The sequence below is a fragment of the Virgisporangium aliadipatigenens genome, assembly GCF_016863615.1.
Classification (GTDB): Bacteria; Actinomycetota; Actinomycetes; order Mycobacteriales; family Micromonosporaceae; genus Virgisporangium; species Virgisporangium aliadipatigenens.
On the sequence record NZ_BOPF01000013.1, the window covers coordinates 29320 to 43547 of the forward strand.

The following is a 14228-nucleotide window of genomic DNA, read 5'->3' on the forward strand; positions in this document are numbered from 1 at the left end:
GCGGTCAGAACCCGAGGTACGCGTGGCGCAGTTCGTCGTCGCCGCGCAGCTGCTCCGCGGAGGTCGACACCACCACCCGTCCCAGGGACATGACCACGCCCTCGTCGGCGACGGACAGGGCGCTGCGGACGTTCTGCTCGACGAGCAGGACGGTGAGGCCGGTGTCGTCCCGCAACTGGCGCAGCAGAGCCATGATCTGTGCGGTGACGCGGGGCGCGAGACCCAGCGACGGCTCGTCGAGCAGGAGCACCTTGGGGCGGGCCACCAGCGCGCGGCCGAGCGCCAGCATCTGACGTTCGCCGCCGGAGAGCTGGTGTCCCGCGCTGGAACGCCTGCGCTGCAACGGTTCGAAGAGTTGATAGACCTCGTCGAGGGCGCGCCTGGCGTCGGCGCGGTCCTTGCGCCACAGCCCGCCGAGGCGCAGGTTCTCGTCGACGGTCAGCTCGGTGACGACGCCGCGCCCCTCCGGAACGTGCGCCAGGCCGAGCCGGATCAGGTGCTCGACCTTCACCTCCCTGAGGTCCTGCCCGTCGAAGACGACCTGACCGGCCGTCGGCTTGAGCAGCCCGGAGAGCGTGCGCAGCAAGGTGGTCTTGCCCGCGCCGTTGGCGCCGAGGACGGCGCAGATGGTGCCGGTCGGCACGCTGATGCTGACGTCCTGCAGCACCGGTGCCGCACCGTATCCGGCCGTGACGCCGTTGATCTCAAGGATCGCGCTCATGCCGCCGCTTCCTCGACGTCGGCGCCGAGGTAGGCCTCCAGCACCTTCGGGTTCGCCTTCACCTCGGCCGGCGTGCCGTGCGCGATGAGGCGGCCGAAGTCGAGCACGTTGATCTCGTCGCAGACCGACATGACGAGGTCCATGTGGTGCTCCACGAGCATCACCGCGCAGTTGAGGCCGCCGCGCGCGGGCAGCCCGCGGATGAGCGCGCCCAGCTCCTGGATGTCGTCGTGGCCCAGGCCGCCGGCCGGCTCGTCGAGCAGCATGAGCCGGGGCCGGGCGGCCAGGGCACGGGCGACGGCGATCCGCTTGCGCACGGCGTACGGCAGCGTCTGCGGATAGGCGCGGGCGTACGCGGCGACGCCCAGCTCCGCCAGCAGCTCCATGGCGAACTCGCGCAGCCGCCGCTCCTCCCGGTCGCTGCCGGGTAACGCCAGCAGTCCCGCGAAGAAGCCGGTCCGCGCCTCGTTGGTGGCGCCGGCCATCACGTTCTCCACCACGGTCAGGTGGTCGAAGAGGCCGACGCCCTGGAGGGTGCGGGCGATGCCGTCGGCGTTGAGCCGGTGGGGTCGCGGCTGGAACGGGCGCCCGTCGACGGTCATCGAACCCGTCGACGGTTTGACGAAGCCACATACGACGTTGAACAACGTCGTCTTTCCCGCGCCGTTGGGGCCGATGACGCCGACCACCCGTCCGGGCCGGACCTGCAGCGAAACGCCTTCGAGCGCCACGAGTCCGCCGAAGCGCACCCCGATGTCGCGTAAGGACAGTCCACCGTCCGCGGCGCTGGGGTCGCCGGTTGGCGGGCTCATACTCACCTCCGAATTTCATCACCGCGGCAGGGAAGTCGTGCGAGAACTGCAGCTAAAGGCGGGTGCGGCAGAGGTTTCTACACCGCCAGTGTACGTTTCTCGATCGCGCCGTCAATGCCCCCGTTACGAGGCCGTGACCTGCCGATCTCATTGCCGACATATGGCCGTGAGAGAGAGATTTCTAGCTGCTCGGGAGGTTGACGAGAGACCCGATCGCCGCCCTGTGCCGCGCCGCCACCCCGAACGCGACCGACGCGCTCTTGGCCCGCTTGAGGTACAGGTGTGCCGGGTGTTCCCACGTGAAGCCGATGCCGCCGTGCAGCTGCACGCACTCCTCCGCCGCCGTGACGGCGAGCGGCCCGCAGTACGCCTGCGCCAGCGCGGCCGCCACCTCTGCGTCGTCGCCGTCGTCGGCGATCACGGCGGCCGCGTACCGCGCCACGGCCCGCGCCTCGGTCACACCCATCCAGAGGTCGGCGAGGCGGTGCTTCAACGCCTGGAACGAGCCGACCGGCCGGCCGAACTGGTACCGCGTCCTCAGATAGTCCACAGTGGTCGAAAGGCACCACTCGGCGATACCGAGCTGCTCCGAGGCGAGCAGTGCGGCACCGGCCACGAGTGCGCCGCGAACGGCCGCCGCCGCCCGTTCCCCCGAAGCGATCTCCCGCCCGACGGCGCCGGCGAACGTGACATCCGCGAGCTGCCGCGTGGCATCGAGCGAGACCAACGGCGTGCGGGTGGCGTCGGCGGCCTCGACGGCGAAGAGCCGCCCGGACGCGGGCACCAGCAACACATCCGCGATCAGCGCGTCGGCAACGCCTTTGACGGTCCCGCTCAGCGAGTCCCCCTCGGCGGCCACGCCGTTGCCCGCGAAAGCGGACCCGGCCGGGTCTGCCGTGAACGCCTGCGGTGCGAGCGCGAAGGGCACCGCCAGTGCCGCCGACCGCTCACCGCTCGCCAGCTCCGCCAACAGGTCCGTCTCGCCCGCGCGCAGCAGGGCCTGCGTGGCCACCACGGCGGAGCCCAGATAGGGCACGGGCGCGACGGCGCGGCCCAGCTCTTCCAGAACCACGGCCGCCCGCCGGAATCCGGCGCCGGCGCCGCCCGCCGATTCTGGGATCGCCAGCCCCGCGAGGCCCATGTCGGCGGCGATCACCCGCCACAGCGAGGCGTCGTACGACTCGCCGGCGTCGATCCGCGCGAGCACCTTGTCCCACGGGGCCCGCGTCGCGAGCATGTCGCGCACGCTCGCCCGCAGGTCGTCGTCCACCTCGTCGTACAGCAGATCCGGAATCGCGTTCGAGGTGGTCACTTCGGCAGGTCCTTCCACGGGATGTCCTTGTCGGAACGCGGCTCCGCCGGCAGGCCCAGCACCCGTTCGGCGATGATGTTGCGCAGGATCTCCGAGGTGCCGCCCTCGATGGAGTTGCCCTTGGCGCGCAGGTAGCGGTAGCTCGGCGTGCGGTCGGTGAAGTCCACGGCCTCCGGCCGCTTCATCTCCCACGTGTCGTGCAGCAGCCCCTCGCCGGCGAGCAGTTCCAGCTCGAACCCGGTCATCTGCTGGTTGAGCGTGGCGAACGACAGCTTCACCGCGGAACCCTCGGGGCCGACCTCGCCGACGGCCAACTGCTGGCGGATCCGCGCGGCGGACAGGCGTGCGGCCTCGGCGCGCACCCAGTACTTGAGGAGTTCGTCGTGCAGCGCCGGCACGCGCAGCTCCGGCCGCTCCCGCCACTCCTGCGTGAGAACCCCGATCATCCCGCCCTCGCGCGGGACCGCCCCGCCGCCGATGGCGACGCGTTCGTTCATGAGGGTGCTCATGGCGACCCGCCACCCGTTGCCCACGGCGTCCAGCCGCAGGTCGTCGGAGAGCCGGACCCCGGTCAGGAACACCTCGTTGAACTCCGCCTCGCCGGTGGCCTGGCGCAGCGGCCGCACCTCGACGCCGGGCGCGGTCATGTCGCAGACGAAGTAGGTGATCCCCTGATGCTTGGGCACCGTGGGATCGGTGCGGGCGATGAGGATCGCCCAGCGGGCGATGTGCGCCAGCGACGTCCACACCTTCTGCCCGTCGATCACCCAGTCGTCGCCGTCGCGCACGGCCCTGGTGCGCAACGTCGCCAGGTCGGAACCGGCGCCCGGCTCGCTGAAGAGCTGGCACCACACCTCCTCGCCGGTCCACAGTGGACGGAGGAAGCGCCGCTTCTGCGCATCCGTGCCGTGGCGCAGGATCGTCGGTGCGGCCATGCCCAGGCCGATGCCGTTGCGGCGCGCGTTGTTGTCGGGCGCGCCCGCCGCGACGAACTCCGCGTCGACCACCGGTTGCAGCGCCCGCGGGGCGCCGAGCCCGCCGTGCCCGACGGGGTAGTGGATCCAGGCGAGCCCCGCGTCGTACCGCGCCCGCAGGAACTCCAGTCTGTCGCCGCGCGGGTCGTGGTCGGCGAGGAAGCCCGCCACCAGCTTGCGCAACGACTCGGCCGTGACCGGCTCTGCCATACCGCCCTCCAGTTCTTGCACCTTGAGTGCAATATAGGGGCGGCGCGCACTCCTAGTCCAGCAGCCGGAGCATCTCCGGGAGATCGAAGAAACGCGCGGTCTCCACCGCCGTGGGGCCACCGGCGTGCGGGTCGGCGCCGGCGGAAAGAAGCAGGCGGACCGTGTCGGCGTTGCGCCGGAAGACGGCCGCCGCCAACGCCGTCTGCCCGCGATCGTTGACCCGATCCGGCTCGGCGCCGTGCGACAACAACACCCGCACCGTGTCCGGGTGGTTGTGGTAGGCCGCCAGGATCAGCAGCGTGTCGCCCTTGTCGTTGGTCATGTTCGCCGGCAGGCCGGCCGCGACCTGGGCGCCCAACTCCTCGGCCTGCCCGTGCCGGGCCAGGTCGAACATGCGGTGGGCGAATGCGAGCGTCTCGGCGTCGAGTTCCGGCATCGTCCCACGCTAACCCGCGGCGAGTTCGCGCTCCAGCGGAGTGCGGAAGCGGGGCGTGATGCGGATCGGCCCCAGCCACTCCCCCAGCGCGTTCGCGGCCGCATCGATCGCCGCCGACGCCTCGCCGCCGACGTCCTCCAGCAGCCGCACCGCCACCGTGCCGTCCGCGCGCTGCCCCCAGCCGCCGACGACCCGGCCGTGCGCCCAGACCGTCGGGCCGGCGTTGCCGGTGCGGTCGAAGAGCGCGGGCCCGTGCGCCCCGAGGTACCAGTCACGTTCCACCCAGCCCATCACCGTCGGGTCGAGCGCCGGCAGCAGCGCCACCCACGGCGCCGGTTCGGGCGTCGGGTCCAGGTCGTCGGCGAGCGCCACCCCGGCCGTCCCGTCGAGGTCCACGGCCACCGCGTCCGCCCCGGCCAGGGCCGCCCGGGTGTGCGTCAGCGTCCATCCCGTCCACCACTTCAGATCCGCGACGCTCGCGGGACCGTAGGCCTGTAGCCACAGTCGCGCCAGTCGCACCCGGGCCTCTTCCGGGGGAACGGCTTCACGCCCGGCCGGCAGCCAGTTCCCGGCCGGCGACCACTCGTACTGACTGGAGATCCAGGTCCCACGCGGCCGGCCGCGCACGATCATCCCCCGCGCGGCCAACACGGAGAGCACCCGCGTCGTGATGTTCTGCGGCGTCTCGTAGCTCTTCTCGGGATTGGCCGGCAGTTGCAGGCGCAGCCGCGGCTCGTCGGTCGACAGCTGCGCGGCCGTCGCGCTGCCCCGCTTCTCGAGCGCGTCAAGGGTGCAGCGCTCCACGTCCGCCAGCCACGCCTCGTCGCCCAGCCCGGCCTTCGCCAGGTGCTGGAGCAGCCGGCGGCGTTCGGTGACGGCGATCGTGTCCGTGCAGGCGGCCTGCACCACCGGAGCCGTCCCCACCGGCACCACGAACATCGTGCGCCGCATCCCCAGCATCCGGATCAGCGTGCGCCGCTCGTACAGCGCGTCGGCGACCCCGTCGGCGTGCGGGGCGGCCAGGCGGGCGGCCACCGACAGGTACACCGTCGCCGGGTCGGTCGCGTGCAGGGCCACCAGATCCTCCGCCACGCCCACCGGGTCGGTGCCGACCGTGGCGAGGCGGTGCCGGTGCGCCAACCGCGCCCGGCGCTCGGCGACGGTGAACCTCATGCCGTCGTCTCCTCCGGTGCCCCCTGCGGCGGCGCCTCCGGTGCGGGCTCCTCCGCCGGCGGCCGCTTCCCCGGCACGGCGGCGAGCACGTTGCCGAACCCCAGCACGGCCAGCAGCACCACCACGAGCCAGAACCCGTACCGGAACTCCAACGCGTCGAAGATCTGATCCTTGGACACCCGCCCGGTGAACGACGGGTCCACCTTCTCCGTCAGCTGCGGCGCCAGCGCCTCGGCGACCCTGTTCTCGGTGCGCAGCACGGCCGCCAGAAGCCCGATCCCGCTCAGGAACGCCGCCGCCGCGGCCGTCCAGGAGCGCCACCGCGCCCACGGCAGGAACGCCGCCGCGAGGCCCACGAGCAGCAGCACCGCCGCCACCACCGCGAACGGCTCCGCCCCGAACGTCAGCTCCCGCGCCCCGAACTCCTCGTCGTCCGTGGTGCCGGTGGCGGTGCCGTCGGAGTCCACCCCGCCCTCGGTCTGCGCCACGCTGACGTCGGCCGGTCCGCCGAACACCAGGTCGCTACCCGTGTACGTGACCTCGAGAGCGATCCGCTCGCTGCGGTCGCCGCCCTCGCAGGCGAGCGTCAGGAACGGCAGAAAAAGCATCAGTCCCACCAGCACGAAGCCGGTGGGACTGAACAGTCGTCGGATGTAGGGCCGCATCGGCCCATTCTGCGCCTCATGCCGCCTTCGGGAGGCTCACGACCCCCTCCGTCGCGAACGCCGACCGCACGGCGTCGAGGCACCAGCACATGCGCCGGACCGCGATGTCCGGGTGCTCGCCGAACTCGACGGCGACGCGGGTGATGCACTCGTCGGCGCCCAACTTCCGGAGGGATCCCTCGACGGCGTCGCGGACCTGCTCCGGCTCGGGCCGCTGAGACGCCTGCAGGCAGGACACGAACAGCGCCTCCGCGCGAATCGCATCGATGGTGGTGGTCACGGCTACCTCCTGACCGCTCGTAGCGGCACCCCCATGAAGTGGTGCCTGTGTGTCTTCAACTGTGGCGCGCGACACGATGAACAACATCGCCCCGACAGGTACGTGACACGAACTGTTGAGTCACATTCGGGGCAGCGCGCATACCCGAAGACACGAGCGGCGACGGCCGACGGTTCAGCCGTTCACAGCCGGAAAGCGGCCACCAACTGGGTGAGGCGGGTGGATGCGCCGCTGAGATAGTCGGCCGCCTGCCGGGTCTCGTCCGTGGCCGCGCCGGCCGCCGTCGCGGCGGTGCGCACCCGGTCGATCGCGGCGGCGATCTCGGCCGAACTGGCGTTCACGGCACCGGTGCCGGCCGCGATGTCGGACGTCGTGCTGATCTGGCGCTCCACGGCGGCGGTCACCACGTCCTGGCTGCCGGCGATCGAGGTGATCACCTCGGCGATCTCGGCGACCGTGCGCACGGCCCGTTCGGTGTCGCCCTGGATGCCCTCGATCTGGCGGGTGATCTGCTCCGTGGCCGCCGCCGTGGCGTTCGACAGCTCCTTGACCTCGTTGGCCACGATCGCGAAGCCGCGCCCGGCCTCACCCGCGCGGGCCGCCTCGATGGTGGCGTTCAGGGCGAGGAGGTTGGTCTGCTCGGCGATGGCCGTGATCGTGCGCACCACCTCGCCGATCTGGTGGCTGGAGGCGCGCAGGCGGTCGACGTTCTCCGTCGCCTCCGCCGCACTGGTCACCGCGCCGGCCGCCGACCGGGCCGCGGACTGGCTGTGGTTGCTGATCTCGGTGATGGCGCCGCGCAGGCGGGCCGTCCGTTCGGCGATCTCGGCCATGTCCGTCGTGACGGCGTGCGCGGAGCCGGTCACCGTGTCGAGCTGGGTCGAGGTGTCCGTGATCGAACCGACCATCGCGCCGCTGGCGACGTTCAGCACGTCCGAGTAGCGGACGAGGTCGCCGGCGGCGTCGCGGATGCCGTTCACGGTGCCGCCGGTCTGCAGCATCAGCGCGTTGAACGAGTCGCTCATCCGGCCCAGTTCGTTGCCGCCCGGCAGGGCCAGCCGCTGGGTCAGGTCCCCCTGGGCGGCCGCGGCGAGCGCCACGTCGGCGGTGCGCAGCCCGTACACCACCGTGCGGGCACCGGAGAGGTTGAGGAGCAGGCCCAGCGGAACGGTCACCAGCGGCAGCCACAGCGCCAGGGCGCGCAGCGACTCCAGGCGTTCCCGCGCGGCAGAACCGGCGGGCAGCGCGGACACGGCGTCGCCCGCGACCGAACGGGCGTACCAGGCCAGCGTGAGCACCCCCACGAGGAAGAGCAGCACGGAGAGGGCCATCCGTGGCTTGGTGGGGATCTTTTCCAGAACCGTGAACAATGCGTCCTCCGCGAGTCGACGCGCCTATCGGCACCGATCGCGCCCACCTGAGCGGCGTGTCCCGGATCACCCCCGTCGCGGGCTGAACCTTTCACCGGTCCGCACCCGGTTGACCTGCACAAACGGCCCGGTAGCGGGTCGGGTCCGAGACGGTTTCGCGGGCCTCTCGTTACGCTCCGCCCGTGCAGCCGACATCGACGCGCCCCGCTACCCCCGCCCGTTCCGCCGTCGCGCAGGCCCCCGCCGCGCGGCCGAAGAAGCCACGCGGTCTCATGATCGCCGGCATCCTCGCCGGCGTGATCGCGGTCGCGCTCGCCGCGGCCGCCGTCTTCGCGTTCCTCAACCCGTCGTCCCCCGCCGACGGCACCAGCGCCGCCGGGCCGAAGGCGCCCGCGCCGTGTTCGCTGGTGGACCGGAACCTGGCGCTGAAGCTCGTGCCGGAGGGCACCCAGCGCGAGGACGGCAACCTCTGCTCCTACGAGGGCAAGGACCCGGCCGCCGGCCCGAAGCTGAGCCTGACCGTCAACGCCGTCCCGGACGAGAACGGCAAGCCCGGCACCGAGGTCGCCGCGCAGCACATCAGGGACACGTTCAAGGGCGTGGGCAAGCCGATCGACGGGCTCGGCGACGAGTCGGTCTCCTACGAACCGCCGGGCTCCCGCACGATCATCATCCTGTTCCGGGTGAACAACATGATCGTGTCGATCACCGGCTCCGGGAAGACCGGCACGCCCGAGGCCTCCGACCCGGTGCCGCCCACGAAGGACATCGCGATGGAGGTCGCCAACCGGCTGCGCAAGTAGCGGTAGCCGCGCGGTTTCCACCGGGGTGCACGCCGCCCCGTCGGGTGCCTGGCCACCGAGCCGCACCCGACGGGGAACCGCCCCGGGACCCGTTCCACCGAAAGGTGGACCTCGCCAGCGAACCGCGAGAGAACGGGTCACCCGATGCGTCGTGAGTTGCAGACCGCCCTCCAGATCCTGATCGGTGCCGGCGTCGCCGCCGGGGTCGGCACGGCGCTCCAGGGAACGGCGTTCGCCGCCGACGCCGCCAACGGCACCGCCCGGGCCTGGGTCAACGTGCGCAACGCCCCGCACGGCACCGCCCTCTCGGTGGGCTCGCTGAGCACCGGCCAGAAGGTGACCGTGCTGTGCCGGACCACCGGCACCACGGTGAACGGCCCCGGCGGCGCCACCGCCCTGTGGGACAAGCTCGGCGAGGGCCGCTACGTCTCGCACTCGTACGTGAACTCCGGCACCGCCGCCGTCGCCCGCTGCGACGCCCCCGCGCCGGCACCCGCGCCCACCGTCCGGCTCACGGCCACGGCGACCCCCACGCCCACGGTCACCGCCACGTCGGCACCGGCCGCCACGAACGCCACCGCGCGCGCCTGGGTCAACGTGCGCAGCGCACCCAGCGGAACGGCCGCCGCCGTCGGTTCCCTCAGCACGAACCAGCCGGTGACCGTCACCTGCCAGACGGCCGGAACCAAGGTCAACGGCCCGGGCGGGGTCAGCACCGACTGGGACAAGATCGGTGAGGGCCGCTGGGTGGCCCACTCCTACCTGAACGTCGCCGCCGGCCCGCTCCCCAAGTGCGACGCCAGCGGCAAGGTCATCGAGAAGCCGGTGCCGGCGCCGAAGGCCGGGCTGACCGCCGAGCAGACCGCGTTCCTCAACACGATCGCCGGCCCGGCGATGAAGAACTTCACCGAGAGCAAGGTGCCCGCCTCGGTCACCATCGCCCAGGCGATCCTGGAGTCCGGCTGGGGCAAGGGCGAGATCCCGCGCACGGCCCACAACTTCTACGGCGCCAAGTGCTCGCCGGGGAACGTCCCCGGGCCGGTCGCCGTCGGCTGCCGCACCTTCCCCACCCGGGAGTGCAACGCCACGAAGTGCTGGGACGCGGTGGGCTCGTTCAAGGTGTTCGCCTCGGTGCTCGACTCGACCCGGGACCACGCGCGCATCCTCACCACGAACAAGCGCTACGCTGCCGCCTTCGCCTACTCGGCCGACCCGAGCCGGTTCGCGGCCGAGGTGCACAAGGCGGGCTACGCCTCCGACCCGAACTACACCACGCAGCTCGTGCAGATCATGGTGAAGTTCGATCTCTACCGCTACGACAAGTAGACAACTCCAGGGTTTGCCCCCATGGCAATGCTGGCGCCGTGGGGGCACTCTTGTTCCCATGAACGCGGCGAAGCTCTTCACACTGCTCGTGCTCCCGCTCGTGGGCCTGGTACTCGTCGGCATGGTGGCGATCTGGGCGTTCAAGGCGCTGCTCGGTCTGGTCGTCTACCTGCTCATCGGGGCCGGCGTGGTGATCGGCGGCATGTACCTGTACGGCAGGGCCAAGAAGGCCGTCGGGTCGGGCACCCGCACGCGCTACCGCATCGACGCCGCCGCCGAGACGTACCGGCAGCGCAACCGCTGAACGGGCTTGACCCTCGACCCGGTCGAGAGTTCAGGCTCTGACGGGTGGAGAGTACGTCCGTCACGGCGACGCACAGCATCGGGCGCTTCGCGCGTTCCACCGGCCTGACCATCAGCGCGCTGCGGTTCTACGACCGGGCGGGGGTGCTGGTGCCGGCCGTCGTGGACCCGTCGACCGGATACCGCTGGTACACCGATGCGCAGGTGCGCCCGGCCCGGCTCGTGGCCGCGTTGCGCCGGGTCGGGCTGCCGATCGCCGACATCGTTCTCGTGCTGCGGCTCGGTGGTGACCGGCCGGCCGTTCAGCGGGTGCTCGACCGGCACCTGCGCCGCCTGGAGGACGGGCTCACCGACGCGCGCCGCGAACTGACCCGGGCGATCGGGCTGATCGGTCCCGAGCAGCGGGTCGCGCCCGCCGTCGTCAGCGTCTCCGCCGCACGGCTCGCCATGGCGTTCGACGCGGTGCGCTTCGCCGTCTGCCGGGATCCCGCGCTGCCCGGGCTGGGCGGTGTGCGGTTCGACCTCGGCGACGGGATGCTGCGGCTGGTCGCCACCGACCGGTACCGGCTGGCCGTCGCGGGAGTTCCGGCGCCCGGCACGGGTGCCCTGACGGCGCCGACCGACCTGCTCGACGCGGCGCGCGGGATCCTGGACGGCGCGGACGACGCCACCGTCACCCTCGCCGCCGACCGGCTCACCGTCGCGGCGAACGGGCGCGAGATCGGCGGGGTGCCGCTGCCCGAGGAGTTCCCCGACTACCGGCCGCTGCTGCGGGCCGAGTCCGCGCACCGGCACGTCACCGACGCGACGGCCCTGCGCAGCGCGCTGACCGGCGGGCCGGTGGTCCCCGTGACCCGGCACCAGGACGGCACCCGCACCGAGGTGTCCGTGCTGACCGTCGACGCCGGCGGCACCCTGCGGGTCGGCAGCGCCCGAGAGGAACCGGACGCGCGGCTGCGCGTCGGGTTCAACCGGGAGTTTCTCCTGGAGGCGATCGCCGCGGGCCACGGCGACCAGTTGGTCCTCGAACTCGACGGGCCGATCGCGCCGCTGGCGGTGCGCCGGCCCGACGACGTGGAGACGTTTTCGATCCTGATGCCGACCCGGCTGGACTAACCGCTGCGGCGGTTGCCGTACTGCCTGGGCTGCTGGACGTTGCCGCGGCGGGCGAAGTGCTGGCCGGCCCGCGACTCGGTGTGCTGCTGGGCGCCCTTGGCCTTGCCGTGTGCCCGACGCTCGGCCCGATTGGCGAACTGCGGCTCCTCGGCGGGAGACTCCTCCGAAGAGCTTTCCGGCTCCGACGAGATCATGAGATGGACCATACCAGGCTGTGGGAGCCGCGAGCCGAACGTACAATGGTCATCATCGGTCCGATCCGTCCTGCATCGGGCCGTGTTGCATGTTATGGAGCGGGACGCCAGGCGGGTGCGCCCGCCCCTTCCACTCTCGGAGTCTTTATGGCGGCCCGCCGCCCTCACACCTTTCTCGAACTCGATGTCCCGGCTGCGCTCAGCGACGTTCTCGCCGGTCTCGACATCACCGTCCCCTCGCCGATCCAGGCGGCGACGCTGCCCGACTCACTCGCCGGACGCGATGTGATCGGGCGGGGCCGCACCGGTTCCGGCAAGACCTACGCGTTCCTGCTGCCGGTGCTGGCCAGGCTCGCCGCCACCCGCCGTCCCGCGCGCCCCGGGCGTCCGCGTGCGCTCATCCTCGCTCCGACGAGGGAACTGGCGACGCAGATCGACGCGTCGATGGCGCCGCTCGCGAAGGCCCTCGGGCTGCGCACGCTCACCGTGTTCGGCGGCGTCGGGCACAACCCGCAGATCTCCGGCCTGCGCGCCGGGGTCGACGTGCTCGTCGCCTGCCCGGGCCGGCTCGACGACCACATCCGGGGCGGCCACGCGTCGCTCGACGCGGTGGAGATCACCGTGCTCGACGAGGCCGATCACATGGCCGACCTCGGGTTCCTGCCGGTGGTGCGCCGGCTGATGGACCAGACGCCCCGCGACGGGCAGCGGCTGCTCTTCTCGGCCACCCTGGACGCCGGCATCGACGTGCTGGTCAAGCGGTTCCTGCGGCAGCCGGTGACGCACAGCGTGGACTCTGCCAAGTCGCCGGTCGTGTCGATGGCGCACCACGTGCTGCACGTGCGCCCCGATCACCGGATCCCGGTCCTGGTGGACCTGACCGCCGCGCCCGGCCGCACGCTGGTGTTCACCCGCACGAAGCGGGGCGCGAAGACGCTCACGAAGCAGCTGGTCGCCGCGGGCGTGCCGGCCGTCGAGCTGCACGGCAACCTGGCCCAGAACGCCCGCACGCGCAACCTGGCGGCGTTCTCCGACGGTGGGGTGCGCACGCTCGTGGCGACCGACATCGCCGCCCGTGGGATCCACGTCGACGACGTGACCCTGGTGATCCACGCCGATCCGCCGATGGAGCACAAGGCCTACCTGCACCGTTCGGGGCGCACCGCCCGGGCCGGGGCGAGCGGCACCGTCGTCACGCTGATGACGGACGCGCAGGTGACCGACGTGCGGGACCTGACCCGCCAGGCCGGGATCAAGCCGACGGTCACGCGGCTCACGCCCGAGCACCCGCTCCTCGGCGAACTGGCACCCGGTGAGCGCACCTACGTCGCCCCGACCGAATCCGCCCCCACTGCCGCCGGCGGCGGTCGCGGTGGGCGCGGCGGCCAGGGCTCCGGCGGGCAGGGCGCGGGCCGTGGTGGCCGCGGCAGCTCCCGTCCGGGAGGCACGCGGGCCACGGCCGCCGATGTACCGGCCGCGGGTCGCCCCGCCGGCGCGGGTTCCTCGGCCGGCGGCGGTGCCGGCGGTCCCGAGGGGCGCGCTGACGGGGGCGGCGACGCGTCGCGTTCGCGGCGGCCGCGCCGTGGGCGTGGCGGGCGCGGCCGTGGCGCCGGGGCGGCCGCCTCGTCGGGCACGCCGTCGCAGCGTTCGCACCCGGAGGGCGACGCGCACGCGGCCGCACCCCGGCCTCGTCGCAGCCCGTCGACCGGCGGCGCGGCGGCCTTCTCCGCCGGCTCCCGTGTGGGCGGCCGCCGCCCCCGCTGACCGGAGCAGAGTTTTAGCGCGAGGACCACGGTCGGCAGCACGTCGACCGTGGTCCTCGCGTCAGGATGTACGGCCTGACGGGTCGGTCAGGGTGATGCACGCCTGCTGAACGAGCCAGCGCTCCGCGGCGTCGTAGCTCCACCCGCACTCCTCGATCAGTGATCGCCAGGAGTAGAGCCCGAAGTAGAACCACAGGTGATCCGCGACCCTGTCGACGTCCTGTCGAACCAGACCCGCGGCGACCAGGTGCCGGGCGATCTCACCCAGTGCGTCGCGGCAATTCGCCACCACTTGGCGCCACACCTCATGGGCCCCGGCATCGCTGGACCTGGCCGAGTGCAAGAGGTCGATGGAGGTCTTGAACATCTCCTGATCGGCACGCGTGCCTGCCGCGACGGCCACGAGGGCCGTCCGGAGATCCGGCGTCCCGCGGATCTGTTCGAGCGCCGCGGAGGCGTTCGGGGAGGCGGCCACGTCCCCGAGCAGGAGGGCGTGCAGAACGTCCGCCTTGGTGCCGACGCTGAGATACACCGTCCGGACCGAGACTCCACCGGCGCGCGCGATGTCGGCCATTGTCACTCGCGCATATCCCTGCGAGACGAACAGCTCCCGTGCCGTCCGCAGGACGTCCTCCCGGGTCTGCTGCGCGTGCTGGGCACGCCGCGGGGAGTTGTATGCGCGGGTCGCGTCGGTCACGCCGTACAGGTTAGCAAGCATTTCCATTAGCGTGCATTGACTTCATTGCTAGTGAAATGAATGCTTGGCGCGT

The 14228-nt window shown here is 72.3% G+C and carries 15 protein-coding genes and 1 pseudogene; 5 read left to right on the forward strand and 11 right to left on the reverse strand.

Going from position 1 to position 14228, the window contains the following annotated elements; all coding sequences use genetic code 11:
• Nucleotides 1–4: 4 nt before the first annotated feature.
• From Val02_RS18890 to Val02_RS18930, 9 genes are all read right to left on the reverse strand, one after another.
• Nucleotides 5–721, reverse strand: coding sequence for an ABC transporter ATP-binding protein (locus Val02_RS18890; protein ID WP_203900437.1), 717 nt, complete (start codon nt 719–721; stop codon nt 5–7).
• Nucleotides 718–1533 (reverse strand): ABC transporter ATP-binding protein, encoded by an 816-nt coding sequence (locus Val02_RS18895; protein ID WP_203900438.1) that lies wholly within the window; start codon nt 1531–1533, stop codon nt 718–720. Before Val02_RS18895 ends, Val02_RS18890 begins: the two co-directional genes overlap by 4 nt.
• A gap of 181 nt (nt 1534–1714) precedes the next feature.
• Nucleotides 1715–2845: an acyl-CoA dehydrogenase family protein gene (locus tag Val02_RS18900; protein ID WP_239153175.1), complete on the reverse strand. Its 1131-nt coding sequence runs from the start codon at nt 2843–2845 to the stop codon at nt 1715–1717.
• A complete protein-coding gene (locus Val02_RS18905) occupies nt 2842–4029 on the reverse strand; it encodes an acyl-CoA dehydrogenase family protein (protein WP_203900439.1) in 1188 nt (395 codons plus the stop codon). The genes Val02_RS18900 and Val02_RS18905 overlap by 4 nt, the downstream gene beginning before the upstream one ends.
• Nucleotides 4030–4081: 52 nt before the next feature.
• Nucleotides 4082–4465, reverse strand: a complete 384-nt coding sequence (locus Val02_RS18910) for an ankyrin repeat domain-containing protein (protein WP_203900440.1) — start codon at nt 4463–4465, stop codon at nt 4082–4084.
• Nucleotides 4466–4474: 9 nt separating this feature from the next.
• Nucleotides 4475–5638 (reverse strand): winged helix DNA-binding domain-containing protein, encoded by a 1164-nt coding sequence (locus Val02_RS18915; protein ID WP_203900441.1) that lies wholly within the window; start codon nt 5636–5638, stop codon nt 4475–4477.
• Complete coding sequence (locus tag Val02_RS18920) at nt 5635–6303, reverse strand: hypothetical protein (protein ID WP_203900442.1); 669 nt, start codon at nt 6301–6303, stop codon at nt 5635–5637. The genes Val02_RS18915 and Val02_RS18920 overlap by 4 nt, the downstream gene beginning before the upstream one ends.
• 16 nt (nt 6304–6319) lie before the next feature.
• Complete coding sequence (locus Val02_RS18925) at nt 6320–6583, reverse strand: hypothetical protein (protein WP_203900443.1); 264 nt, start codon at nt 6581–6583, stop codon at nt 6320–6322.
• A 182-nt stretch (nt 6584–6765) separates the two neighbouring features.
• The gene (locus Val02_RS18930; RefSeq protein WP_203900444.1) at nt 6766–7953 is read right to left on the reverse strand and encodes a methyl-accepting chemotaxis protein; all 1188 of its coding nucleotides are present in this window, start codon (nt 7951–7953) and stop codon (nt 6766–6768) included.
• 182 nt (nt 7954–8135) lie between these two features.
• Between Val02_RS18930 and Val02_RS18935 the strand changes: the two genes are divergently transcribed.
• The 4 genes from Val02_RS18935 to Val02_RS18950 all read left to right on the forward strand — a co-directional run bounded on the left by Val02_RS18935 (nt 8136) and on the right by Val02_RS18950 (nt 11501).
• Nucleotides 8136–8756 carry a hypothetical protein gene (locus Val02_RS18935; RefSeq protein WP_203900445.1) on the forward strand — a complete coding sequence of 207 codons (621 nt, stop codon included), beginning with the start codon at nt 8136–8138 and terminating at the stop codon, nt 8754–8756.
• A gap of 144 nt (nt 8757–8900) precedes the next feature.
• The gene (locus Val02_RS18940) at nt 8901–10082 is read left to right on the forward strand and encodes a glucosaminidase domain-containing protein (protein WP_203900446.1); all 1182 of its coding nucleotides are present in this window, start codon (nt 8901–8903) and stop codon (nt 10080–10082) included.
• A gap of 58 nt (nt 10083–10140) precedes the next feature.
• A complete protein-coding gene (locus Val02_RS18945; RefSeq protein ID WP_203900447.1) occupies nt 10141–10386 on the forward strand; it encodes a hypothetical protein in 246 nt (81 codons plus the stop codon).
• A gap of 44 nt (nt 10387–10430) precedes the next feature.
• Entirely contained in the window at nt 10431–11501 is a 1071-nt protein-coding gene (locus Val02_RS18950; RefSeq protein ID WP_203900448.1) for a DNA polymerase III subunit beta family protein, read from the forward strand.
• Here Val02_RS18950 and Val02_RS18955 read toward each other — a convergent pair.
• Nucleotides 11498–11695: a hypothetical protein gene (locus Val02_RS18955; protein WP_203900449.1), complete on the reverse strand. Its 198-nt coding sequence runs from the start codon at nt 11693–11695 to the stop codon at nt 11498–11500. The genes Val02_RS18950 and Val02_RS18955 overlap by 4 nt on opposite strands.
• 147 nt (nt 11696–11842) lie before the next feature.
• Here Val02_RS18955 and Val02_RS18960 point away from each other — a divergent pair.
• Nucleotides 11843–13183: pseudogene (locus Val02_RS18960) on the forward strand (DEAD/DEAH box helicase); the annotation flags it as partial.
• A gap of 336 nt (nt 13184–13519) precedes the next feature.
• Here Val02_RS18960 and Val02_RS18965 read toward each other — a convergent pair.
• The gene (locus Val02_RS18965; RefSeq protein ID WP_203900451.1) at nt 13520–14155 is read right to left on the reverse strand and encodes a TetR/AcrR family transcriptional regulator; all 636 of its coding nucleotides are present in this window, start codon (nt 14153–14155) and stop codon (nt 13520–13522) included.
• Between the last annotated feature and the right edge of the window lie 73 nt (nt 14156–14228).

Coding starts and splice junctions, on each gene's coding strand:
- Val02_RS18910 (WP_203900440.1), bottom strand. CDS start 4,465: ATGCCGGAACTCGACGCCGAGACGCTCGCATTCGCCCACCGCATGTTC.
- Val02_RS18915 (WP_203900441.1), bottom strand. CDS start 5,638: ATGAGGTTCACCGTCGCCGAGCGCCGGGCGCGGTTGGCGCACCGGCAC.
- Val02_RS18940 (WP_203900446.1), top strand. CDS start 8,901: ATGCGTCGTGAGTTGCAGACCGCCCTCCAGATCCTGATCGGTGCCGGC.
- Val02_RS18945 (WP_203900447.1), top strand. CDS start 10,141: ATGAACGCGGCGAAGCTCTTCACACTGCTCGTGCTCCCGCTCGTGGGC.
- Val02_RS18890 (WP_203900437.1), bottom strand. CDS start 721: ATGAGCGCGATCCTTGAGATCAACGGCGTCACGGCCGGATACGGTGCG.
- Val02_RS18905 (WP_203900439.1), bottom strand. CDS start 4,029: ATGGCAGAGCCGGTCACGGCCGAGTCGTTGCGCAAGCTGGTGGCGGGC.
- Val02_RS18955 (WP_203900449.1), bottom strand. CDS start 11,695: ATGATCTCGTCGGAGCCGGAAAGCTCTTCGGAGGAGTCTCCCGCCGAG.
- Val02_RS18920 (WP_203900442.1), bottom strand. CDS start 6,303: ATGCGGCCCTACATCCGACGACTGTTCAGTCCCACCGGCTTCGTGCTG.
- Val02_RS18895 (WP_203900438.1), bottom strand. CDS start 1,533: ATGAGCCCGCCAACCGGCGACCCCAGCGCCGCGGACGGTGGACTGTCC.